Below are 22,833 nucleotides of genomic sequence, written 5' to 3' on the forward strand. Positions count from 1 at the left end.
ATCTTGGTGGAAGGATGCCAGTGGCCGGTGAAGGCCACTGGTTCCCGATACAGAGATGGATCAGTTCAAACGGTGAGGGAGGATCAGCCGCGCGGCTTGCGGCCGGCAGGTGCCCTTTCAAGCTGCTGCACGCGACCTTCGATCTGGTCCAGACGCTGGTTGGCCTGCTGCGCCGACTGGTTGGCGGACTCGGCACTCTGGGCGGCGCCCTGCACCTTTACATCGAGCTGGTCGAGACGCGAGTTGATCGTTGCAAACTCGTTCTTGTAAGAGGCGCAAGCGCCAAGGCTCACGGTGGCGATGAGCGCCACGCTGAGTGCACGGGCCATCTTCATGTGTTGCGAGGTCAGTTTCATCACTCCCTCCTTCGTCTGGGGAAGCTGGAATATAGCGGCGTTTGTTCCCGGCGCTACCAAGCGCTTTCAGCTGGAATTTGAATACGTGGAAGCACTGTGAAGCCCACCTCTGACCCAGCATTAACAAGCGGGATGAGGCGAGCTGATCCGGCCCGGCGGATCGCCTTGCGCCCCTTCATAACTGCCAATTCATCAGTATGAAGCGGGTGTCACAAGATGATCGATACACCGCATCAGTGCAGAAGTTGATTGGGACACGCAGTGACTGTCACTACGAAAAGGGAGACCGCGGCTGTCCGCCACTCTTCCCAACTGACAATGCACCAATCGGCCGAATGAACTGTTCAGTCTGCTCTACCCTGTGTCAGTCTCGGATGCTCCTCCGCAACCACGATAAATCCTGACGGCATGGCACTCACCGTCAGGGCTGCGGTGCTGCGATGGATCAGATACAAATCAGACATTGGTCCGGGAACTGCCAGCTTGCACCGGCCTCAAGAGCGGTTTGATCTTCCTCAATGCTTCACCGTTCAACGGATAGCGCCGATCGTTCACCTCATTCAGTCTCTCCAACATCCCGACGACCGCTGGAAGATCGATCGATGCGGCTTGGAGAACGCTACGCAAGGCGTCCACCGAAACTTCGTGCCGGATGCAACTGCAAAGAAGTGCAATCAAGCCTGTCGGCTCATGCCGAAGGTTGCCCAGATACTCCTGCAGGCTTGGCTTGTCGTCGATGGACAAGACACCGTTCGACCGTGGGGATCCGAATCTCTCATCCCAGAGAGCCCTGCGCAGTGCCAGATTGAGGAGAAGTTGCTGCCATTTCTCGCGGTATATCGTGTCATCAATGTGCAGAATCGAAAGGACCGCCGTGCCAAGCGCCTCGTTCAAATGTGCGACGTCCCACCGATGAACAGTGTGGGAGCTGCTGAGCCGGGCTGCGGCCTGGTCGAGAGCGGCAACACCAACGCAGGCGAGCATTAGCAGAAGTCTGCTGGCGTCTGACCTGTCAGAGTAGTCACGTTCTCCAACATCTGTAGAACCGAATTCCAATACCTCGCGCAGGCCATAGGCCGTGTCCCACCAGCTCAGCCAGGCCGCAGACAGATCCTTGCCGGAGCCGAGGGGAACTGCGAGCAAGTGGGAAGAAAGGTTGGGAGAGCCCTCTCGCGGGAGATGAAGCGATGCGCGTTCGACCAGAGAGCGTCCTTTTGTTCCTCTCCAGTCTTCGGGAGAAATCTCCCATTCGGACATCAGCCCTTCAAGACGGGGTCCATTCCCCTCTCCCTCATGAGCCATAAAACAGTGTACGCAATAGTGGCTCCAGTACTCCCACTCCGCGGCATCTGCTGGCGGGGTGCCGAACAGTTCCGAACTTTGTAGCTTCGATGTCGCAGCCTCCAGCAGTGCATTGTCTACAAAGCCGTCCGCCCGTACGTCTTGGAACTGAAGTTCTCCCCGGAGGATCATGTGCCGCATCAGCCACGAGCACCAACGTCCAAACGTCGCTGGTGCGTCCTCTCGAGCAGCTAGCGCACCCACGACTGCCTGCGCTAACTCGGTAGTCGCACGGGAGAGAGTGGAAACCTCCTCTTCGTCGGCGCCGTAACGTGGGACCGCTCTCATGGCTCCCATCAGATTGCTGCGGGCATGCACCAGCAGAAGTGGCAATAGAACCGAACCTGTCCAACGGCCGTCTGGATCAAATGCAAGGGGGGCCGCACGCACGCACGCCTCCCATCGACTGAAGCGCGGGTTGAATGCTGCAACTGACCCGCCGAACAGAGCGGCGTTAACAAGAAACGGATTGCTGGATCGTCCCAACAGCTGATGAAAATCATCCGGAGCGAACTCGGCGATAAGGCCGAAGACGCGCATCGCGTCCTCATAAATCATGACGTCAGAACCACGAAGGCCCCACCATATCTCGTCCAAGCGGTGAGTCGAGCCATCCCAGTATGCTCGGTGCTCCTGTACCACTTGACTGACTTTGGGGGTGAGAGACTTCATCTCACCTTGGTCCAGATCAGACCAGAGGGTCCTCGCCAGCTCGATGTAGGAACCTACCGTTTTGTCGTGGAGAGTAGCGAGCGCTGCCATCGCCTCGGGCAGCCAATTCTCGACCTCCCAAGAGTGGCGCGCGATCTGCTGAACATTGCCCCACGTAGACAGACTGGGCCGGTTGGCAAGCGCCTGAGCGCATGCCAGTGTTGAAAGCATCTCCGCGCTTCTGCAGGAGGATGAAGCATTCGAAATCAACAAGCCCCATTCTTCGTTCGAGATCAACCGCTCTGTCGAATCAATGTGGTTGGACAGCCCGCTCACTACTGATGAGCCGGCACCAGAAAGCTCGTCGACCAGCTGTAGAAAATCTTCGCGAGTTATGAAGCGCTCTTGGCAAAATTCGCCTGTGTCGCCGGGGTGGCGCTCTCCGATCCATTGCATGGCTACTTTCCCTCGCAGCTGCTCCAGGCCATATCGAAGAAATCGATCGCGCCTGAACTAATTGCGTCCCAGCCACGGCTGGCCGCGTTCACGTGATTATGAAATCCGCCCACCGTCGCGCCGAAGTGCCAAAGCTCTTCGTCAATTATTGCGAAGCGATCATGTATTAGATCAAATTTCTCGGTTAGACGGGTACAGACACGAATGCTGCATTCGGTCCCGCGTCGCGTCTGCCGAGCGTTTATTCTCTTGGCGCGATCCTGAAACCGCTGCAACGCCGCTGCATTGATCTCTGCATGGGCCTTGGTGAGTATCCGCACATCGCTTGCGATCAATTCTTCGTGCAACCAATCAATGATCCTTTCTATCCGGCTCTCGGGGTGCTGCTTCTCGGCGGGAAGAAGGAAGTACGGATCCACCACCCATATGCGGTCGGTTGCCTGTCGCACCGCCTCGCGAAAGGCAGACATCGGAGCGGGATCAAGGGAGTGCTTTCGCCCATAGACTGCATCGAGAGTGGTCGGAAACCGCCGGCTATCGCCGCTCTCACATCCCCAGATGATCTCCGCACTCCGAGTCTTCGATTCGCGCGTCCTTTCTACATTCACGCTAGAGGGGAATCGACTCATTGGGTGCCCCTGCCATTCTCGTCAATCACCATCGTTCGGTACCGGGCAAGATCGGGGGCATCGTGCGCCAACTGTTCCAGTCGAGTGATCACCTCAGAAGAATTGGGTAAGCGCACGATCATTGACGCCTTGTCTCCCAAGGAATTCAGTGAAGAACCCAGCATCCACACCTCATCATCCACCACCAGGAAGCGATCATGAAGACTGTGCTTGGAAATAACTCTGACTTCGGGGTTCAAATTCTGTATCGCTTTCAGGTCTTCAATATGTCCGTTGAAATGATCTAGTCTTTGAAGCTTGGTCATCGCTTTCTTGGGTTTGAACGCATTTGCCGTTGTCAATATCTGAATGCTCAGCGCACTTCCGTGCACCGAGTAGAGAAACTGATTCAACTGCAGAGCCCCTAGATAGGGATCCGCGATCATCAAACGCGACCGCACGCGGCTGATGATATCCCTTAGAAGATCTACTGCTTCTTTGCGTGATCCCGCCGGAAACCAGCGCTGTCCATAGTGGCGAGCTGCGTTGCGCCTCTCACGCGAGGCAGCCATGGCCGCTACGCGTGCTCCGGTTCCAGCGTCCTTCACTTCCCCGATGACACGACTCGACGTCATTTCTGAACTTTCCGCAGCCGTGTATTCGGCGTCGGGTGCGTCATCGGAATCGCTAAGCGCAACGTGAACCGTTCTCCGGATGCGAGGTATGAATCGTGTGGTTACGTTGACTTGCCTAAGGAAGGACGTTGGTGGGTGATATGCGAGAATTCCGTGCTCTTCATGAGTCAGGACGTATCCGTACCTTCCCATGCAACTGCCTTTCTCGACATCGAGAATTCCATCGTCGGGGACCGGGAGTGTTTCAAATCCGGTTAGCAGTTGTGTCTCGCTGTCAATTGCAGTGAGGTGAAGTCCGCGAAGGCTTTGCCCAATGCGAGGGATAATTCGATAGAAGATTCGCTCACCACGCTCCCCTTTGGCTGGAACCATGAAACACTCGACTTTTCGAACAATCGGATCGGGAGCAATATAGACTGCGCTTCCAAGATACTCCTGGTAATCGAACAGGCTGACGTGCATGCGCCGTGCGACGAACGCCTGCGCATTCTCATCGCGTAGGAATGCCTCAAGACCCTTGCACTCGCCAAATCGACGATGTATCCGTGCGGGAACACTGCCAATAAAGGGGGCTGGATTGTCGATCCGCTTCCCGGAAAGCTTGAAGAACGAGTCGCCAATCGGAAGGCCAAGCTTCGGCCAAGGCTGTAGATCTTCCAGTTGTGATACGAGGATCCTGGTAGCGTCTATGCTTTCGATGTCCGAGCTGTCGCCAGCCGTGGGTGAACTGCATTCACCCTCTTGAAGCGACAGGTACCAGGCGATCGCCTCCTTTTTTGCGAGTACGGTTCGACGGAAGCGAACAGTTTCCGTGCTCCCTTTCAGCGCAAATGATTCGTATCCATGCGGAATGGTGGGCCGGAGCGCGCCGAGCGGCAGTTCGCTCAGAGTAACGAACAACAGTCTTCCAACCTCACTACCGTCATGAATCGTGACAATTCTGAGTACCACCCACCCTTGGCCTTCTTCGCCTGCCACTTCGAAATGCTCCCTGTGATAGATATTGCTACTCCCGAGTGGCCCTCGGTGCGCCTTCTGTTGGAAGGGGCGCCCCTGGATCGGATCTCCGAGACCGCGCGTAGTACGATGATATCGGCGATATTCCGCGTTTCTCGAGGTGGCAGAGACTTGATCGGCTTCGTTGGTAGCAGCGAGCTGCCAATGGCGGCGACCGAAGTTCGAGGACAGTCTAGTACCAGACTGGTTCCCTTCTTTGGACAGAGGGTTCCAAAACGTTTGCACGAGCCGACAATCTCATCTTCTGCTGGCAGCAGGAGAGTGCTGGGGACCACGTTTGAAATGGGGCGGCGGGTGTCCGGCGGAGTTGTAGACAGACAACAGATCCAGGCGGACCCCATCGTGCGTGCTTCTGCTTTTGCTCTTGAGGGAGCCACTTCGAGTGGTCACGCCACCACTGTTCCCACGGGCTATGAGAAGCGTGGCCGAGGGCAGGCGTTCAGAGCAGAAGCGCGTGACATCCCCGGTCCGCACGATGCCGTGGGCCGCAGCAGGCGATTTCCGCTCAGCGGCCTCTACGAGTGGCACAACGATCAGGATCAACGCATGCAGCAGGCCGCGTGCGCGGTGTGGATCGGGTGGTGATGTGCAGGAGGGGGCTGACATGCGGAGTTCCCTGAACGCCAGCCTTATTTATACACCAGTCAGTTCAATATTCAGGGTTGATTAGACCCCCTAACGGATAATTCACACCTGTCGACCGCCTCCTCTCTCTCCCCCTCCCGGGAGGCGGTCGACGAAACCAAAATAATTAAAGGTGTGTCCCGATGAACAAGAATTCGCTGCTTGCCCTGGGTCTTCTGGCTGCTCTGCCGTTCGCTGCATCGGCAACCGATGGCCTGTCGTACAACTACGTTGAAGGCGGCTACGTGAACACCGATGCCAAGGGCGGCGACGCCGATGGCTGGAAGGTGAAGGGTTCCGTTGCGGTGCACCCGAACTTCCACGTCTTTGGCGACTACAGCGCCCAGGAAACCGACAAGTTCAAGAATGACGTCGACCAGTGGCGCCTGGGTGTCGGCTACAACTACGGCATCGCACCGAACACCGACCTGGTGGCCCGTGTTGCGTACCAGAAGTACGACGAGAAGCGCGGCCTGGACTTCAACGGCTACTCCACCGAAGTGGGCGTGCGCACCGCGTTCAACCCGTACGTGGAAGGCTACGTGATGGCCGGCTACGAAGATTTCAGCAAGAAGCACGGCTACAACCCGGACGGCGAGTTCTACGGCCGCGTCGGCGCCACCGCCAAGTTCAACCAGAACTGGGGCCTGAGTGGCGAAGTGAAGCTGGCCAAGGCCGGCGACCGCGAGTGGTTCGTGGGCCCGCGCTTCACCTGGTAACAAACGCCTGTCGTTAGTGCGTGTTGTGCTGGCGTGTGACTCTCTCTCTCTCCCACACGCCAACCGAAGCCCGGCCTCGCGCCGGGCTTCACTTTTATGGGCCCTGTGGCGCCACAATGCGGCATGGGCGACCCTTCCTCCCTCGCAGGTACTGGCATGGCCTACCAGGAGCATCTGGTGCCTGCGCCGCTGCGTGGCCACTTCGGCCAGCTGTGGCAGAGCCAGCTCCCTGCCGATGCCGATGGGCACATCACCGTATTGCCCGATGGCTGCGTGGATATCCTCTGGCGCGACGGCGCGCTGTTCGTGGTCGGCCCGGATCGGGTGGCTGCACATCCGGCACTGGCACCCGGTGCACAGGTACTGGGGGCACGCTTCCGACCTGGCCAGGCATTGGCCGCGCTGGGACTGCCACTGGCCGGCATCATTGGACAGGCGGTGCCGTTGGCCGATCTGAAGGGCGGATGGGCCACAGCAGCCGCTGCTTCCATTGGCGATACCGCGCCGGCTCAACGATTGCAGCGGATGGCGCAGTGCCTGCAACAGCACATGGGCGCGGCGGCCCTCGACGTGCAGGCGCAACGGGCTCATGTGTTGTTCCACGCGCTTGGCCGTGGCCAAGCTACGCTGGACGAGCTGGCGGCAGGCTTGAACCTGAGCCCGCGCAGCCTGCGCCGTTTCAGCCAGTCGCAGTTCGGCTACGGCGCCAAGACGCTGGAGCGCATCCTGCGCCTGCAGCGCTTTCTTCGCCATAGCCGCGCGCTGCCGCAGCACTCGTTGGCGATGCTGGCCGCTGATGCCGGCTATGCCGACCAGGCCCACCTCAGCCGTGAGGCGCGCGAGCTTGCCAGCATGACCGCACGGCAGCTGCGCCTGGAATGGGGCCGATGATGGCCGTTTTGTTCAAGACCGCCGTGCCGCGCTGACCGAAGCTGGGGCTCCCACCCAGGAGTCACGCCATGAGCCACGCCGCACCCCGCGATGCCGAGCGCCGCATCGACAACATCGAATTCAACGTCGCCGACATCGCCCGCAGCAAGCGCTTCTACGGCGAGGTATTCGGCTGGAAATTCACGGACTACGGCCCGGCCTACACCGAGTTCGACGACGGCCGCCTGAAAGGCGGCTTCGTGTCCGACACACCGGTACGTGCGCAGGGCGGCCCACTGGTGATTCTCTACTGCGCGGACCTTGCCGACGCCCAGCAGCGCGTGATTGCCGCCGGTGGCGAGGTGGTGCAGGCGGTATTCGCCTTCCCCGGTGGCCGCCGCTTCCACTTCCGCGATCTGGATGGCTACGAGCTGGCGGTCTGGAGTGATATGGATTGAGGTCTTCGTACCTTCGCCGGTGGACGGAACGAGAACCGCTCCGTCCCCGGTCAGGCGGTTCCGCTATGATCGCCCGCACATCGCCACACGCGATGCGCCCGCCTCAAGCCAGCAGGAACCGCCGTGAACTCCCAGCCCGCACCGATCACCGCCCTCAACCACACGCTCGACAACGAGCCGCAGCAGATCACCGCGCCGCTCACCCATTCGGCGGCGTTCCTGGTGCTGAAAGTGAAGGATGACGAGGCGTCGATCGCCAAGGCACGCGAGGTGCTGGCCAGCACCGATGACCTGATCAAGAACACTGCCATCCGTGAAATCGAGCGCACCTTCACCTGCAATGTGGCCATTGGTCACCGCGTGTGGCAGCCGTTGGTGGGCACCACGCCGCCGCGTGAACTGAAGCCGTTCCGCGAGATCAAGGGCGCGACTCACACCGCGGTGTCCACGCCGGGTGACCTGCTGTACCACATCCGTGCGCGCACCATGGACCTGATCGTGGCATTCGAGCGCAACCTGCTGATGGCGTTCGGCGATGCGGTGGAAACGGTCGATGATGTGGCCGGCTTCCGTTATTTCGATGGCCGTGACCTGCTCGACTTCGTCGACGGCACCGCCAATCCGGAAGGGCTGTCGTTGCCGGAAGCCACCATCGTGGGCGATGAAGATCCGGAGCATGCCGGTGGCAGCTACGTCGTGGTGCAGAAGTACCTGCACAATCTTGATGCCTGGCGCGCGCAGAAGACCGAGGCGCAGGAAGCGATCATCGGCCGCACCAAGCACGACAACATCGAGCTGGACGATGCACCGGCCGATGCACAGAAATCGCACAAGACCCTGTGCACCATCGAGGACGCCGACGGCGAGCACGAGATCCTGCGTGACAACATGCCGTTCGCCAACCCGGGCCGTGGCGAATACGGCACCTACTTCATCGGCTATACCCGCCGCCTGTGGGTGATCGAGAAGATGCTCGAGCGCATGTTCATCGGCAATCCTGCGCCGCTGCATGACCGCATCCTCGACTTCTCCACCGCCACCACCGGCGTGACCTTCTTCGCGCCCTCGCGCAAGGTGCTGGCCGACCTGGGCGATTGATCGCGCCGGCCAGCGCCGCCCGCCATCTGCCTGTCATCTACCGCGCCGACCATCAGACGTTGGATGAGAGCGCAGGGGCGGGCGATGGCGATGGCAAGGAACACAACCGGCGCACGCCGCTGGTGGCGGCCGCTGGCCGCGTTGTTCGGTGCGCTCGCACTTGGTAGTGCCAGCGTTTCCGCGCAGGAGGCTCCCGCACACTGGATGGCCTATGCCGCCGCCGTGGGTGGCCAGCTGCAGCAGCGCCTGCAGCAGGAGCAGGACCCGCAGGCGCAGCGCGTGCTGGAATGGATGCAGGCACACCCGGATACGCCGACGCCGTTGTCGGTGAGCGTGTGGATCGCGGCGGATGGCCGCATTTCGAAACTCGAATTCGACAGCCTGGGCGACGCCCAGGTCGACGCCGACCTGCGCGCGACCCTGCAGGCCGCGCCGTTGCAGGCCGCGCCACCGGCCGACATGCGTCAGCCGCTGCGGCTGGGCCTGCTGCTTACCCAGTAGATTCACGCCATGCGTGGATGCGCCTGGTAGATGCCGACCTTGGTCGGCACGCGCACGCCAACCAAGGTTGGCGACTACCGGTAGGCCCCTAGCCACGCATGGCGTGGCTCTACTGATCTTGCGGGTGCAGTAGATCCACGCCCTGCGTGGATGTGTTGGGTAGATGCCGACCTTGGTCGGCAGGCGTGCGCCAACCAAGGTTGGCGACTACCGGTAGCCCCAAGCCACGCATGGCGTGGCTCTACTGATCTTGCGGGTGCAGTAGATTCAGGCCCTGCGTGGATGTGTTGGGTAGATGCCGACCTTGGTCGGCAGGCGTGCGCCAACCAAGGTTGGCGACTACCGGTAGGCTCCCAGCCACGCATGGCGTGGCTCTACTGATCTTGCGGGTGCAGTAGATTCAGGCCCTGCGTGGATGTGTTGGGTAGATGCCGACCTTGGTCGGCAGGCGTGCGCCAACCAAGGTTGGCGACTACCGGTAGCCCCAAGCCACGCATGGCGTGGCTCTACTGATCTTGCGGGTGCAGTAGATTCAGGCCCTGCGTGGATGTGTTGGGTAGATGCCGACCTTGGTCGGCACGCGCGCCAACCAAGGTTGGTGACTACCGGTAAGCCCCGGCCACGCATGGCGTGGCGCTACTGCGTTGCCACCTGCGGTTCACGCGCGGCTGCGCTCCATGCGCGCAGGCCGAACACGGCCAGGCCGAGGAAGAACACGTACAGCGCGGCGGTCACGTGCAGCGACTTGAACAGGTACGCGCCCACGTACACCACGTCCACCGCGATCCACACCCACCAGCAGGCCACGTGGCGGCGCGCCTGCCACCACTGGCCCACCAGGCTCAGCGCGGTCAGCATCGCGTCCAGCCACGGCAGCGCGGCATCGGTGAAGGTGTGCATGGCCGCACCCAGCGCCACGCCACCACACAGGCCGATGGCCAGGTCGCGCAGCAGCTTGCCGCGTGCCAGTGGCACGATGCGGACGCTGCCCTCGTCGGAGGCGTGCTGCCGCCAGTTGAGCCAGCCATAGATCAGGAAACCACCGAAGGCGACCTGTAGCAGCGTGTCCGAATACAGCTTGGCCTCGGCGAAGACCAGCCCGTACAGCGTCACCGACAGCAGGCCGACCGGCCACGCCACCAGCCGGCGCTTGGCCATCAGCCATACGCCAAGGATGCTGCACAGCGCGGCGGTCCACTCGAGCATGACGCCGCTCACAGTGCGAACGTCACCGACAGGCGGGCCTGTCGCGGTGCGCCGGGGAACAGGTAGTAGTCACCGCCACTGCTGCCGGTATCGCGCCAGTAGAAGCGGTTGAACACGTTGTCCACCGACAGGTTCCAGGTCACCGCACGCTCGTGCAGGCGATGCTGGAAGCGCAGACCGGCATCGAACACCGAGTAGTCCGGTGCGCGTACACCACCGTCGGCGCGTGCCACGTTGGCACCGGCATAGCGCCAGCCGCCGGTCACATCCAGGCCCTGCACGAACGGGAGCGCATAGGCCACGTGCACGCTGGCGCGCACCTTTGGCACATTCACCAACTGATGGCCTTCATAGGCCGGGGTGCCGGTGTCGCGCGCGCGCGCCTGCAGCACGCTGGCGCTGGCCACGATCTGCAGCGCGTCTGTCAGCTGCCCGTTGGCAGTCAGCTCCAGGCCGGTGTGGGTCTGCGTGCCTTCCTCGACGAAGGTGTAGCCGACGTCGCTGCTGTCCGGCTTGGCGTACTGGTACGGCTGCGAGATGCGGAACACGGCTGCGCCCAGCGTCAGCGCCTCGACCGGCACGTACTTCACGCCCACTTCCAGCTGGCGCGACTGCACCGATGGCAGGAAGGTGTCGGCATTGCTGGTCCAGAATGGCGCTTCCTGGCCCAGCGAGATGCCGCGCACATAGCTGGCATAGGCATTGAGCTGATCGGTGGCCTTCCACACCACGGCGGTCTGCGGCAGGAAACGCGACAGGCGGCTGTGCCGCTGCGGGGTACCACGCTTGTCGTAGGCACGCTCGTCCAGGCGCACGAAGCGGCCGCCGGCCAGCCACTGCCAGTCATCACCGAAGCTCATCCGGTCCAGCGCGAAGAACGCGGTCTGGCGGCTGTCCAGGCGTCGTGCGGACGGCCCTGGCATCTTCGGCGACGGCTCGAACACCGGCACCTGCGCGTCGTGAATGTTGCTGGTGCCGACGTACTCGTTGACGCTCGGGCGCTTGTCCACGGTGCGGCGGAAGTAATCGGCACCGATGGTCAGCTGGTGGCCGACGCTGCCGGTCTCGAAGCGGCCACGCAGCTCGGCACGGGCCTGCTGGTTGCGGCGGGTGTCGTCCGGGCTGCGGTAGTCGTACACGTCGTAATCGCCATTGGGCGCGAAGTAGTTGCCCGGTACGCTGCCATCGGCGCATTGCGTGGCGTAGTAGCAGCCGTAGGCGAAGGCGACGTTGTCATCGATCACCGAGCGGCTGTGGCCGACCGAGACGCGCGACTGCCAGGCATCGTTGAAGTCGTAGGTGTGCAGGGCGGTGATGTTGGTGCTGGCGATATCCACCGGCCGCTGCCACGGCTGGTAGCCGAGCAGGAATTCGCGATCCACGCCGTGCGGCAGCTCACGCGCGCCCAGCAGTTGGTAGCCGGACACCGAACGCTGCGAGCTGGTCTGGTAGTTGGCATCCACTTCCAGCTTGCCGCGTTCGCCAATCAGCCAGTCGGCGGCCAGCGAGTAGAAGTTGCGACGGCCATCGGCGTGCTCGACGTAGGAATTGCTGGAATCCCATGCGGCATTCAGGCGCAGGCCGAAACGCGGGGTGATCCAGTGGCCGACATCGACGGCGACGTAGCGCGAGCCTTCCGAGTCGGTACCGAGCGTGGCGGTGCGCACTTCGGCCGGGCGCTTGCCGATGTAGTTGATGATGCCGCCGGGCGCCATCACGCCTGCGGCCAGGCCGGCTTCACCCTTGAGGATCTCCACCGACTGCACGTTCTCCAGCGCAAGGCGCTGTTCGCCGGCGATGGACAGGCCGTTGAAGCGGTAGCCGGTGGCGGCGTCCAGCGCGAAACCGCGGATGGCGATGTTCTGGTAGTAGCCCACCGGCGCATACGCATCGCCCAGCGAGGCATCGTTGCTGGCCAGCTCGGACAGCGAACGCACCTGCCGGCGGTCGAGATAGTCGCGCTCGAGCACGTTCACCGATGCCGGCGTGTCCTTCCAGGAACCACCACCGAAGGCGTTCACGCGCGAGGTATCGGCCTTGGGTTTGCCGGCCTGCACGCGCACTGCCGCCAGTTCGGTGGGCGAGCGCTCGGCGCCGGTGGCAGCCGCATCGGTGGCAGCGTCGGCCTCGCTGGCATGCAGCGGCAAGGCGGCGCAGAGGGCGAGGGAGAGCAGGGTGGGGCGCAGGCAGCGGTTCATTCGGTTCGTCTTCGGACAACAAGGGAGACGAAGCGACGGCGCGCAGGTGCACCGCCATGACGGGGGTGTGGCTGCGGCTCAAAGCTCCCTACGCCGGTGCAAACCGGATCAGGTTCCAAGGGACTCTCTCAGCCTGGCAGATCCAGGCACCCCCGCTTCAGGTGACCATTTCACTACAAATGGTACGGATTTGCGAGCCGGTGCCCTTCAGGCTGCCGCGTGCAGCGCCTGCAGCAGTGCCTGCCCCGGCGCGCCGTGGAACCACGCCGGGTGCCCCAGCATGAAGGGCTGCCAGGCCACATCCGCGTTCGCGGTCGAGCCGGTGACGCCTTCGAAGTACTCCACTTCGGACAGTGCGAAGTCGAAATGGACCATCGGCAGCAGGTCGGCCAGCAGGTGCACGCGTGCCGCCGACAGCGGCAGCACCTCGCGGTAGCCGTCGAGCAACGCCAGTGCGATGTCGATGCGCACCGCCTCCATGCCGCGCTCCAGTTCCAGCCACGCCACTGCGTTGCGCTCGATCGCGGTGGCGAGGTCGAACAGTGCGCTGGTGGGCGAAGCCAGGCCGAAATCCAGCACGGTGCTGACCTGCCCGTCGCGCCACAGCAGGTTGGAGACATGCCAGTCGTTGTGCGCCCACAGCCGTGGCTCGTCGCGCAGGCGTTCGGCCAGGCCGGCATGCCACGGCAGCACGTCGCGGCGAAGCTGGGTTTCCCATGGAATGCGCGCGAGGTAGCGGGCCAGCCCCGGTCGTGTGGGCAGTTCGGCTTTGATCGCGGCGATGGGATCGTCGGCGCGGATCAGATCGTCGCGCGCCACCAGCAGATGGGTACTGCGCTGTGGCGCGTGATAGCTGGCGGCGGCACGGTGCAGCCGGGCCAGCATGCGGCCGGCTTCGCGGGCCTGCGCGACATCGGTCAGCAACGACCACGACACGGCATCGCGGTACAGGTCCTCGCCCACGCCCACGGCATGCAGTTCGAAGGTCCATTCGCCGTGCTCTACTGCGGTGTGGCCATCGGTTGCCGCCAGCACCTGCACCACCGGTACGCCGGCGGCAGCGAGATGGGCGATGAAGTGGTGTTCTTCTTCCAGGCAGGCGGCGCTGCGAACGCTGTGGTGGTGGCGCTTGATGAACACCGGTCCGCGCGTGCCATTGACGATGGCGGCGGCCGACAACGGTCGAGGACTGTGCCAGTGCGGCTGGCTGCCCGCATCCAGCTGCGGAAAGCGCTGGCGCAGCCACGCGAGGTCTGCGGTGCTGATCGGCGGCCAGTCGGCAGCGACCTCGTCGTTGTTGAGGCCCTGCACCCGGTGGGAAGAAGAAGTCATGCCGCAGCCCCAATGGGGAAAGTCACATCCAAGGGTGCGCATTCAACGCCATGGCCGCCCGCAACGCAAACGGGCGGGTCATCGACCCGCCCGTCCGTGCATCGGCATGGGGGATGCCGCGCTGCTTACCAGCCGCGATGGCGGCCGCGGTCGTGGTAGTAGCGGTTGTCGTAGTAGCGCTCGCGCTGCCAGCGACGGTCGTCACCGCGGTCGTAGTAGCCGCTGCGGTAGTAGCCACGGTCGTATCGGCGATCGTAGCGGTTGTCGTAACGGCGATTGTCGTAGTAACGACGGTCGCGGCGGTCGGAAGTGGTCAGGTTGCCGATCGCGCCGCCGGCCACGGCACCGCCGACAGTGGCAGCGGGATCACCGTTGGAGAGCAGGTTGCCGGCCACGCCACCGACCACGGCGCCGACCAGGGTGCGCTTGTCCTTCCTCGACATCGCGCTGGCATCGCTGACCACGGCCACACCGGCCACCAGTGCCAGAGCCATCGCCAGACCGCGGAAGCTGAGTGCGGAAGTACTGAGCATGTTCGTTCTCCTGTGAGGTGCATGCCACGCTGGGCAGGGAGGGCGCGGGGCGCCCCGGCTGCCGTGATGTCCACGCTGGCGTTCCAACATTGCCGGAACATTGCCTGGTCCACCGTGCGGCTTGCGCATTCATCTAGCGGCAGGCGGCATGAAGCAAGGCTGAAAGCGGCCCCGGCCGCTCAGCTGGCAGAAAGGGAAAGGGCCACGCGAACGTGGCCCTCCCTTCTCTCCCAAGGCGCCGCGGGCCTAGACGCCCATCGCCTTCTGCGCCTGCCGGGCCTGCTCCTGCTGCGTCTCCTGCTGCTGGTGCAGCACGTTCGGCGCGCCCTGCACGGCACCGCTGCTGAGTGCCAGGCTCTGCTCGCTGGCCGTACGGGTCTCCACCGCCGCGCGAATGGCGGCCGGGTCGCCGATGGTGCCCTGCACGGCGAACAGGCGCTCACCGTTCGGGCTGGGCACCACCGAGTCGATGCGCTGCAGGCCGGCGGCATGCGCCTCCTTGGTCAAAGCCGCAGCAGCGCTTTCCAGCGTGTGGCGGTCCTTGAAGGTCCCGGCCGGCAGCAGTTCCAGACCCTTGCTGGCCTGGATGAACAACGGATTGCGCGGGTGCCGCTCGTCGTTCAGCAACGGCCGTTCGCGTGCGTCCTTGATTGCCTCCAGGGTCTTCGCCCCGACAATGCCGTCGACCACCAGGCCGTTGTCCTTCTGCAGCTGGCGCACTGCCGCGTCGGTGTTGCGGCCGAAGCGGCCATCTTCGACCAGCGGCTTGCCGTCGGCGCCGACGTAGCCCAGGTGGCCCAGCTGCTCCTGCACCTTGCGCACGCCCTCGCTGTGTGCGCCCTGCTTGTAGAGTTCGGCGTGCGGCGTGGCAGCGGCCTTGTGCTCGGCCGCGGGCCTGCCCTGAGTCTGTTCGTGCGACTGGGTGCGGTTCTCCAGCAGATCGCGCGCCTTGGACAGCGGGTCGGAGGCGTACAGCTTCCAGTTCGGGTGGTCCTTCACCTGCTTGAGGTAGTCCTCGACCGGCATGGTGTGCACGCCCTTGCTGCCGGTGGACTGGCTGATCAGCAGCTTGTCGGTGTTGGGGTCGCGCACCACCATCACGATGTGGTCGATGCCGTTCCAGTGCTCATGGCGGGTCCTGGCCGTATCCAGGCCGATGATCATGCCTTCCTTCAGCGCATCGGGCTTCAGGATCGCGTCGCGGTCCAGCAGCACGCCGGACTGGTCGAACGCCTTGCGCACGATCCCACCGGAACCGAGGTTGCCCAGGTCGATGCGATCAGCCTTGCTGAACACCGCGTGCCCGGCCTTCTGGTTGATCTCGTCCATGGTCCGGTTCTGCAGCGTGCCGACCCAGCCGGAACAGTCGATGTAACCCTGCTCCACGTTCTTGCCGGTCTTGCCCGGTACGTACAGTGCGTGGCCCGGAATGTTGATGGCGTACTTGACGTCGTCGTACTTCACGCCGGCCTCGTAGGCGGCCTGCAGTTCAATGCCTGGCTTCGGTGTGGCAGCTGCCGTTGCGGTTGCCGCCAGCGTGGCTGCACCCGCCGCCACGGCTGCGCTGGCCTGCGCAGGTGCTGCCGGGGTCTGGCCCTGGCCCTGCACTACCGCCTGCGGTTCGATGTTCTTTTCCGGAATGCTGATCGCTGCGTACTTGTGGATGTAATAGCTGGAGAACGTCCGCGCCAGGTCGCCGTCGTTCATCCCGCGCATCTCGGCCAGGGTGTGGCCGGTCAGCGCCTTCGCGTCGGAGCCGATCTGGTTCAGCACGTTGCGGCGCATGTTGATCTCGTCGCCGTGGCTGTTGCGGACCACACCGAAGGTGCCGGTGGCAATGGCAGTCTGCACCGAGCCGTAGCCGGCGCTGCCCTGCTGGTGGGCCAGGTACAGGTCCAGCCCGGTGGGCGTGTTGCCCCCGGACAGGTACGGGTTGCCGGTGCGCTCGTTGCGGCGCGCCATCGAGTCCAGGTTGTCCTGGTACATCTGCGCGGCCGCTTCGGTGTTGCGGGTGGGGTCGAACTCGTGGCCGGTCAGGTGGTACTGGCGCGCGGAGCCGGGCACGAACTGGAACAGGCCCTTGGCGCCGGATGAGGTGTTGTGGGCGCGCTCGTTGAAGGTGCCGCCGGTCTCGATGTGCGCGAAACGCATGAAGTCATCCACAGGGATGCCCTTCTGCCTGGCGACCTGCTCGACGATGTCCAGGACTTCCTTTCTGCTGTAGTCATGCTGTGCCATGACGTTTTCCTCGGGGTTGATGGAGCGGCGCGTGCCGCGAATCGCCAACCGGACTCATCCGTGAGTCAAGAACATGTCGGTCAACAGGGAACCCGCGCGTGGCGGGTGCTATCAGGGCGCGACGTACTGCTGGGTCGCGCTGTCGAAGGTGTAGTGCACGGCGTCGCCGGCACCCAGTGCGCGGGTCTTGCCGGGGCCTTCGATGGTGGTGCCCTTGAAGGTCACGGTCAGTCGCGGCAGGCCGTCGCCGTCGGCAGCGAAGGTCAGTTCGCCATCGCTGTCGGTGCAGGGCATCACGTTGCCGTCGTCGCAGGCGGCGCTGTTGTCCTCACCCGTGCGCACTGAACCGACATAGCGCCAGACCTTGCTGTCCACGTCGTCTTCGCTGCGCCTGGGGTTGAACAGCAGCAGCGCATAGCCGGTGCTGCTGATGCCGCGGTCGAAGCTGCTGGTCGGCACCGCCAGCAGCAGGCGACCATCGGCCGTGCGATGTTCAAGCGGCTTGCGCCGGGTATCGACATCGTCGGCCTTGTCGTACGCGCCCAGTGCGCCGATGGTCCATTCCTGGCCACGGAACTTCCATGGCTTCCTGGCGTCGGTGCCGGCCAGCACGAAGGTGGCCTCGGCAAGGTTGGCGCGGTCATCCGGACCGGCCGGCGTCTGCTCGCCCGGCTTGCCGTAGTGCTCGCGGGTATCCCAGGAGAAACCCGTGTAGTACGTGGTGCCATCGAGAGTGAAGGTGTGGCCGAACCAGAAGGTCGCCACGCTGCCGTTCTGGACCTCATAGGAGGTCGCGCCATCGCCGTCCACCTGGTAGGTGAAATACATCACGGTCGGCGCGTCGGGCGGGGTGGCGGCGGCATCGGGGGTGGGGGTCTGCATCGGGGCAACATCCTGTCGGGGCGCATTGGCAGCCTGCGCAGGGGCGCCGGGCTGGGAGGACGAGGGGGCCGGATCGGCGGCGCTGCAGGCGGCAGCGGAAAGAGAGACGAGCAGGCACGCCGCGAATGCGCGCAGAGGCCGCAACGGCAGGGTCCAACATAGCTTGGGGGGATGATGCATGCGCCTCTCCATGGTCAGCGTTGCCGGGCCAGACGGCCGGCAGGAAACCGCGCCACGTCCACCAGGAACGGGAGCGAGGACATGAGCCGGTCGATTCCTTCGACCTCGCATTGAGAACTCATGCCGGACCATCTTGGCACAGATCGGCGGCCGGTCAAAGAGGGCGGTGGCAGCTGACCTTCTTGTGTGATCTGGCTCTCAGATCTTGCCGTCGCGCAGGTAATCGAACAGCTCGGCGTCGCCCTTGAGGCCCAGTTTGAGCATGGCGTCACCCTTCTGCCGGCTGATGGTGCTGACGCTCTTGTGCAGCTGCAGCGAGATTTCCTTCACGGTCATGCCGGTGCCCAGCAGCCGCAGCACCTCCACCTCGCGTGGCGACAGTGGCTTGCCGTCGCCCTCGCGCATGCGCCAGCTGCCAGCGGCCTCGACCCGCTCGCGCAGGCTGCGGCTGATGTAGGGCTGGCCCCGGTAGACCGCCTGGATGGCCTGTGGCAGTTCGTCCATCGACGAACTCTTGTCGACCAGGCCGAGCACGCCGCTGTCGAGCACCATGCGCAGGATCGCCAGGTTGTTGGAGACACTGAGCATCAGCACCGGCAGGTCGGGATGACGGCGGCGGATCATGCCGATCATGGCGAAGCCGTCGGCCTGGGGACTGCCCGGCATGGAGTAGTCGGTTACCAGCAGGTCACAGGGTTGGCTGCCGAGCAGGGCCATCAGCGCCTGCGCGCTGTCGGCTTCGCCGACCACGCGGCCCACCCCGCTCGATTCGATGACGGCACGGGTACCGATACGGACCACCGGGTGGTCGTCTGCGATGATGATGCGCAAGCTCATGCTCTAGTATGGCCACCGGGCACGCCGGACCGCGACCATCGCGGTTCCTGGCAGATTCTAGGAGATCAACGCCGATGCGTAGCTGGGCTGTTCGCGGGCTGGTCCTGCTGCTGGCCGTGCTGGTGCTGCCTGCGGCGCTGGCACAGGCGGTGCCTGGGCTTTTGCCGCTCAGCCCGCTGCAGCGCGAGTACCTTGCCGCGCATCCGAGCATCGTCGTGGGCCAGTATGACAGTGGCTGGCCGCCGTTCGAGTCCCTCCGTGATGGCCAGCAGGTCGGCCTGGGCCCGGATTATCTGTCGCTTCTCGCCCGTCAGCTGGGCGTGAAGGTGGAGGCACGGCGCTATCCCGACTGGACATCCGTGCTGGATGCGGCATGTCGTGGCGAGATCGATGTAGTGATGAATGTCGGTCTCAGTGCCGACCGCACCCGCTGCATGGTCTATACCGCCGCCTATGGCGAGGCACCGCTGGCCCTGGTGGGACGCCCGGATGACCTGCGTGCCTCCGACATCCCCGACCTGGATGGACTGCGGGTGGTGATCGAGCAGGACTTCCTGACCGGCCCGCAGGTGCGGGCGCGCTTTCCCCGGGCACGACAGCTTGTCGCAAACAGCTCGTTGGCGGCGCTGGAGATGGTCAGAGACGACAAGGCAGACGTTTACATCGGCAATGCCTACGTGGCCACCGAACTGATCGCACGCGAGGACCTGCAGGGGGTCGTGCTGCTGCGCCCCAGCGATCTGCCGCCCGAACGGCTGCACTTCGGTGTTCCCAACAGCAAGCAGCCGTTGGCCGAAGCATTGGACCTGGCACTGGCTGCGACCAGCCAGGCCCAGCGCGATGCGCTGGTGCAGCGCTGGCTGCCACCTCCGCAGTGGTCGGCATCGGCACAGCTGGCGTTGAGCCAGGCCGAGAAACGGGTATTGGAGCAGCCGTTGAAGATCGGCTTCGCGCCGAACGCGGCGCCGCTGTCGTTCGCGGACCAGGATGGCAACCCCAGTGGCCTGGCCAGCGAATACCTGCGGCGCCTGCTGCAGGCTGGCGCCAACCTGCAGGTGGAAAACAGCCATGACTGGTACGAGGTGCGCGAGAAGGCGCGTCGCGGCGAGCTGCAGGCGGTGATGGGCATTCCTGCCGATTCTCGCTACCTGGGCCCGGACTGGGTGTTCAGCCAGCCCTTCATCAGCGTGCCGAACGTGATCGTCAGCCGGCGTGACAGCCCGGCGTTGCTGGGCCTGTCCGACCTGCAGGGCAAACGGGTGCTGCTGTCCGATCCGGAACGCGTGCGTGGCTATGTGCTGCAGCAGGCGCCGCAGGCGCGGATCATCGCGGCACGCAGCGCGGAACAGGCCCTGCAGCGCCTGATCAATGGCGACGCCGATGCCTACGTAGGCAACCTGGCACTGGTTGACCATCTGCTGCGCAACCGCTTCCCGGGGCGCCTGCAGGTGGCGGCACCGGCAGGTTTCAACGATCAGCTGGTGCTGGCGGTTGAGCGCCGCCATGCCGCCCTGGCCACCACCTTCGACCGCCTGCTGCTGCAGATGACGCCGCGCAAGCGCGAGGCCCTGCGCGGGGACTGGCTGGCCGTCGAGTACCGCAACGGCCTGGACTGGAACAGCGCGATGCGCTGGGGCGTGCCGCTGCTGCTGGTGCTGCTCACCGCGCTGCTGGTGCACGCCATCGGGCATTGGCGGCTGCGCCGCGAGGTGGCCGGACGGCGTCACCTGGAACAGCGCCTGGCCGAAGTCACCGACAACCTGCCCGCCGTGGTCTATCAGGCTCGCCGCGCGGCAGACGGAACCCTCAGCTTCCCGTTCATTGCCGGTGACCTGCAGGCGTTGTTCGGAATCAGCCGGCAGCAGGCCGAACAGGATGCAATGTGCCTGCTGGAGCGCATCGAGGAAGACGACCGCGAGCACATCCTGCATGCGGTCGAGCAGGCGGCGCGCCAGTTCGCACCGCTTGTTCTCGAGTTCCGGCTGCGACCTGAAGGCACCGGCGCGCGCTGGGTGCGCAGCCAGGCCCATCCCTATGCGGCGGAAGCGGGCGTGGTCACCTGGAGTGGATACTGGGTGGATGTCAGCGAGGCGCGTGCACAGGCCGAGGCCCTCACTGCGGCCAAGGCTGACGCCGAACAGGCGGCGGAGGCGAAGTCGCGTTTCCTGGCGACCATGAGCCATGAAATCCGAACGCCGATGAGTGGCGTGCTGGGCATGCTGGAAGTGCTGGCGCATTCGCCGCTGGATGCCGAGCAGCAGCGCATCCTAGGGGTGATCGAGGATTCGGCGCAGATGCTGCGGCAGATCCTCGACGATATTCTTGACTACTCGCGGCTTGAGGCCGGCGCGCTGCGCCTGGAACCGGTGCCGCAGCCGCTGCGGCCATTGCTGGAAAGCGTGTGCCGGTTGTTGTCGGCGCAGGCCAGTGCACGTGGGCTGGACCTGCACGTGCAGATCGACCCGCAGCTGGCGGCCGCGCACGAAGTGGATGGCGTGCGCCTGCGCCAGATCGTGTTCAACCTGCTCAGCAACGCCATCAAGTTCACCGTGCGCGGCGAAGTGCGGCTGCAGCTGGACGTGCTGGGGCCGACCGCCGAAGACGGCAGCCAGCCGCTGTGCCTGAGCGTCACCGACACCGGCATCGGCATCGCGCCGGAACAGCTGCAGCACCTGTTTGCGCCGTTCACCCAGGCCGGTGCCTACATCCAGCGCGACCATGGGGGTACTGGCCTGGGCCTGAGCATCTGCCAGCGCCTGGTGCAGATGATGGACGGCGAGCTGGAGCTGCACAGCACGCTGGGCGAAGGGACCCGCGCCGAGGTGCGGCTGTCGCTGGTGGAAGCCGGCAGCGGTGATGTGGAAGCGCTGGTCGCCGAGCAGGAACAGGCCTCGCTGCTGCCGCCGGCGCTGCGCCAGGCGCGGGTGCTGGTGATCGAAGACCACCCGACCAACCAGGCGATGATGGCCTGGCGACTGCAGCAGCTGGGGGTGCCGCATGTGATGGTCGGTGACGGCCAGCAGGGCTTGGATCGGCTGTCGTCGGAGAGTTTCGATCTGGTGATCACCGACTGCCGGATGCCGGTGCTCGATGGCTTCGGTTTCACCCGCCTGCTGCGCGAACGCGAGGGCCGCAACGGCCAGCCGCGGCTGACCGTGCTGGCGCTGACCGCCAGCGTGCTGGATGACGATGCACGGCGCTGCCGCGAGGCCGGCATGGACGAAGTGCTGGCCAAGCCGCTGTCACTGGCCACGCTGCGTACCGCACTGCTGCGCTGGTTGCCGCAGGCGCAGGGACAGTCGTTCGAGGAGCCGCAGGCCGGGTCCGCCGCCGACGATGCTGGGACGCTGCCCGATCTGGACAGCCTGCAGCGGCGCTTCGGCTCGCGTGCGGTGGCCGAGCAGCTGCGCGACAGCCTGTTGCAGGCCAGCGAGGGCGATCTTGCCGCCGTGCAGCGCGCGCTGCAGGCTGGAGATCGCGAGGCGGCCGCACTGCACCTGCATCGTCAGGCCGGTGGGTTGGGCGCCGTGGGAGCGACAGTGCTGGCCGGGCAGGCCAATGCGCTGGTAGAGCGTCTGCAGGATGCGGCGGAAGCCGATGTGGCGCCGTTGTTCGCGGCAGTGGCGGAATTTGTGGCACGGCTGCAGCGACAGCTGCAGCGCCTGGCTCACTGAGCCGACTGCTGCTGCAGGTAGGCGATCACCAGCGCGCGGCGTTCGGCGCTGGGGAAGGCGTTGTACATGCGTGTGCCGGGCACCACGTGGGTGGGCGACTGCAGGAACGCATCCAGGGTCTGCGCGGTCCAGGTGATATCGGCGCGGCGCATGCCGTCGGAATAGCCATAGTCCGGCAGGCTGCCAGCGCGGCGGCCGATCACGCCGTGCAGATTGGGTCCGAAGCGGTGGATGCCACCAGGTTGCACGGTGTGGCAGCCGGCGCACAGCTCGAACGCGCGCTGCATGGCCTGCTGCTGCGCCTGTTCCGGCGTGGCCGGTGCCGCAGGCGGGCGCTGGCAGGCCGTGGCCGCCAGGGTCAAAGCAATGGTGATGAGCAGGCGGAAAGCACGCATGGGCGGGCAGGATAGCGACGCAGC

General features: G+C 64.5%; 18 protein-coding genes and 1 riboswitch. Of the genes, 6 read left to right on the forward strand and 12 right to left on the reverse strand.

Annotation, left to right across the window (positions count from 1 at the left end):
- Positions 1–83: 83 nt before the first annotated feature.
- The 4 genes from ACZK13_RS00625 to ACZK13_RS00640 form a co-directional block, all read right to left on the reverse strand.
- Positions 84–356, reverse strand: a complete 273-nt coding sequence (locus ACZK13_RS00625) for a hypothetical protein (RefSeq protein WP_012509703.1) — start codon at positions 354–356, stop codon at positions 84–86.
- Between the two features lie 456 nt (positions 357–812).
- The gene (locus tag ACZK13_RS00630) at positions 813–2,804 is read right to left on the reverse strand and encodes a hypothetical protein (RefSeq protein WP_253145866.1); all 1,992 of its coding nucleotides are present in this window, start codon (positions 2,802–2,804) and stop codon (positions 813–815) included.
- A 2-nt stretch (positions 2,805–2,806) separates the two neighbouring features.
- Entirely contained in the window at positions 2,807–3,274 is a 468-nt protein-coding gene (locus ACZK13_RS00635) for a hypothetical protein (protein WP_253145867.1), read from the reverse strand.
- Between the two features lie 155 nt (positions 3,275–3,429).
- Complete coding sequence (locus tag ACZK13_RS00640; RefSeq protein ID WP_253145869.1) at positions 3,430–5,025, reverse strand: VPA1262 family N-terminal domain-containing protein; 1,596 nt, start codon at positions 5,023–5,025, stop codon at positions 3,430–3,432.
- Between the two features lie 806 nt (positions 5,026–5,831).
- Between ACZK13_RS00640 and ACZK13_RS00645 the strand changes: the two genes are divergently transcribed.
- From ACZK13_RS00645 to ACZK13_RS00665, 5 genes are all read left to right on the forward strand, one after another.
- Positions 5,832–6,407: an OmpO family porin gene (locus tag ACZK13_RS00645; protein ID WP_004134798.1), complete on the forward strand. Its 576-nt coding sequence runs from the start codon at positions 5,832–5,834 to the stop codon at positions 6,405–6,407.
- A 123-nt stretch (positions 6,408–6,530) separates the two neighbouring features.
- Entirely contained in the window at positions 6,531–7,298 is a 768-nt protein-coding gene (locus ACZK13_RS00650; protein ID WP_125893073.1) for a helix-turn-helix transcriptional regulator, read from the forward strand.
- Positions 7,299–7,366: 68 nt separating this feature from the next.
- Positions 7,367–7,735, forward strand: a complete 369-nt coding sequence (locus ACZK13_RS00655) for a VOC family protein (RefSeq protein ID WP_049423115.1) — start codon at positions 7,367–7,369, stop codon at positions 7,733–7,735.
- Between the two features lie 123 nt (positions 7,736–7,858).
- Complete coding sequence (locus ACZK13_RS00660) at positions 7,859–8,833, forward strand: Dyp-type peroxidase (protein ID WP_049423112.1); 975 nt, start codon at positions 7,859–7,861, stop codon at positions 8,831–8,833.
- An 84-nt stretch (positions 8,834–8,917) separates the two neighbouring features.
- Positions 8,918–9,334, forward strand: a complete 417-nt coding sequence (locus tag ACZK13_RS00665; protein WP_125893075.1) for a hypothetical protein — start codon at positions 8,918–8,920, stop codon at positions 9,332–9,334.
- Positions 9,335–9,970: 636 nt separating this feature from the next.
- On the opposite strand, the gene pnuC is transcribed toward ACZK13_RS00665, so the two are convergent.
- From pnuC to ACZK13_RS00700, 7 genes are all read right to left on the reverse strand, one after another.
- On the reverse strand, positions 9,971–10,540 hold the full coding sequence (gene pnuC, locus ACZK13_RS00670; RefSeq protein ID WP_125893076.1) for a nicotinamide riboside transporter PnuC: 570 nt from the start codon (positions 10,538–10,540) through the stop codon (positions 9,971–9,973).
- An 8-nt stretch (positions 10,541–10,548) separates the two neighbouring features.
- Positions 10,549–12,738 carry a TonB-dependent receptor gene (locus ACZK13_RS00675; protein ID WP_253145699.1) on the reverse strand — a complete coding sequence of 730 codons (2,190 nt, stop codon included), beginning with the start codon at positions 12,736–12,738 and terminating at the stop codon, positions 10,549–10,551.
- A gap of 68 nt (positions 12,739–12,806) precedes the next feature.
- Positions 12,807–12,902: riboswitch (TPP riboswitch) on the reverse strand.
- Between the two features lie 43 nt (positions 12,903–12,945).
- A complete protein-coding gene (locus ACZK13_RS00680) occupies positions 12,946–14,070 on the reverse strand; it encodes a phosphotransferase enzyme family protein (RefSeq protein WP_253145701.1) in 1,125 nt (374 codons plus the stop codon).
- A gap of 125 nt (positions 14,071–14,195) precedes the next feature.
- Positions 14,196–14,603 (reverse strand): glycine zipper 2TM domain-containing protein, encoded by a 408-nt coding sequence (locus ACZK13_RS00685; RefSeq protein WP_071228796.1) that lies wholly within the window; start codon positions 14,601–14,603, stop codon positions 14,196–14,198.
- 246 nt (positions 14,604–14,849) lie between these two features.
- Positions 14,850–16,841, reverse strand: coding sequence for an XVIPCD domain-containing protein (locus ACZK13_RS00690; protein WP_253145703.1), 1,992 nt, complete (start codon positions 16,839–16,841; stop codon positions 14,850–14,852).
- A 111-nt stretch (positions 16,842–16,952) separates the two neighbouring features.
- The gene (locus tag ACZK13_RS00695; RefSeq protein ID WP_180837891.1) at positions 16,953–17,723 is read right to left on the reverse strand and encodes a hypothetical protein; all 771 of its coding nucleotides are present in this window, start codon (positions 17,721–17,723) and stop codon (positions 16,953–16,955) included.
- A 378-nt stretch (positions 17,724–18,101) separates the two neighbouring features.
- Entirely contained in the window at positions 18,102–18,740 is a 639-nt protein-coding gene (locus tag ACZK13_RS00700; protein WP_032130138.1) for a response regulator, read from the reverse strand.
- 74 nt (positions 18,741–18,814) lie between these two features.
- On the opposite strand from ACZK13_RS00700, the gene ACZK13_RS00705 reads away from it, so the two are divergent.
- A complete protein-coding gene (locus ACZK13_RS00705) occupies positions 18,815–22,414 on the forward strand; it encodes an ATP-binding protein (protein ID WP_253145705.1) in 3,600 nt (1,199 codons plus the stop codon).
- On the opposite strand, the gene ACZK13_RS00710 is transcribed toward ACZK13_RS00705, so the two are convergent.
- Positions 22,408–22,809 carry a c-type cytochrome gene (locus ACZK13_RS00710; protein WP_032130140.1) on the reverse strand — a complete coding sequence of 134 codons (402 nt, stop codon included), beginning with the start codon at positions 22,807–22,809 and terminating at the stop codon, positions 22,408–22,410. The genes ACZK13_RS00705 and ACZK13_RS00710 overlap by 7 nt on opposite strands.
- Between the last annotated feature and the right edge of the window lie 24 nt (positions 22,810–22,833).

The organism is Stenotrophomonas sp. 99219_Sma, from assembly GCF_056480785.1.

Excerpts from the sequence above, each read along its gene's own strand:
- ACZK13_RS00625 (WP_012509703.1), bottom strand. The coding sequence starts at position 356 with ATGAAACTGACCTCGCAACACATGAAGATGGCCCGTGCACTCAGCGTG.
- ACZK13_RS00695 (WP_180837891.1), bottom strand. The coding sequence starts at position 17,723 with ATGCAGACCCCCACCCCCGATGCCGCCGCCACCCCGCCCGACGCGCCG.
- ACZK13_RS00655 (WP_049423115.1), top strand. The coding sequence starts at position 7,367 with ATGAGCCACGCCGCACCCCGCGATGCCGAGCGCCGCATCGACAACATC.
- ACZK13_RS00685 (WP_071228796.1), bottom strand. The coding sequence starts at position 14,603 with ATGCTCAGTACTTCCGCACTCAGCTTCCGCGGTCTGGCGATGGCTCTG.
- ACZK13_RS00645 (WP_004134798.1), top strand. The coding sequence starts at position 5,832 with ATGAACAAGAATTCGCTGCTTGCCCTGGGTCTTCTGGCTGCTCTGCCG.
- ACZK13_RS00705 (WP_253145705.1), top strand. The coding sequence starts at position 18,815 with ATGCGTAGCTGGGCTGTTCGCGGGCTGGTCCTGCTGCTGGCCGTGCTG.
- ACZK13_RS00665 (WP_125893075.1), top strand. The coding sequence starts at position 8,918 with ATGGCGATGGCAAGGAACACAACCGGCGCACGCCGCTGGTGGCGGCCG.
- ACZK13_RS00630 (WP_253145866.1), bottom strand. The coding sequence starts at position 2,804 with ATGCAATGGATCGGAGAGCGCCACCCCGGCGACACAGGCGAATTTTGC.
- ACZK13_RS00700 (WP_032130138.1), bottom strand. The coding sequence starts at position 18,740 with ATGAGCTTGCGCATCATCATCGCAGACGACCACCCGGTGGTCCGTATC.
- ACZK13_RS00690 (WP_253145703.1), bottom strand. The coding sequence starts at position 16,841 with ATGGCACAGCATGACTACAGCAGAAAGGAAGTCCTGGACATCGTCGAG.
- ACZK13_RS00710 (WP_032130140.1), bottom strand. The coding sequence starts at position 22,809 with ATGCGTGCTTTCCGCCTGCTCATCACCATTGCTTTGACCCTGGCGGCC.
- ACZK13_RS00675 (WP_253145699.1), bottom strand. The coding sequence starts at position 12,738 with ATGAACCGCTGCCTGCGCCCCACCCTGCTCTCCCTCGCCCTCTGCGCC.
- ACZK13_RS00635 (WP_253145867.1), bottom strand. The coding sequence starts at position 3,274 with ATGTCTGCCTTTCGCGAGGCGGTGCGACAGGCAACCGACCGCATATGG.
- ACZK13_RS00680 (WP_253145701.1), bottom strand. The coding sequence starts at position 14,070 with ATGACTTCTTCTTCCCACCGGGTGCAGGGCCTCAACAACGACGAGGTC.
- ACZK13_RS00650 (WP_125893073.1), top strand. The coding sequence starts at position 6,531 with ATGGGCGACCCTTCCTCCCTCGCAGGTACTGGCATGGCCTACCAGGAG.
- pnuC (WP_125893076.1), bottom strand. The coding sequence starts at position 10,540 with ATGCTCGAGTGGACCGCCGCGCTGTGCAGCATCCTTGGCGTATGGCTG.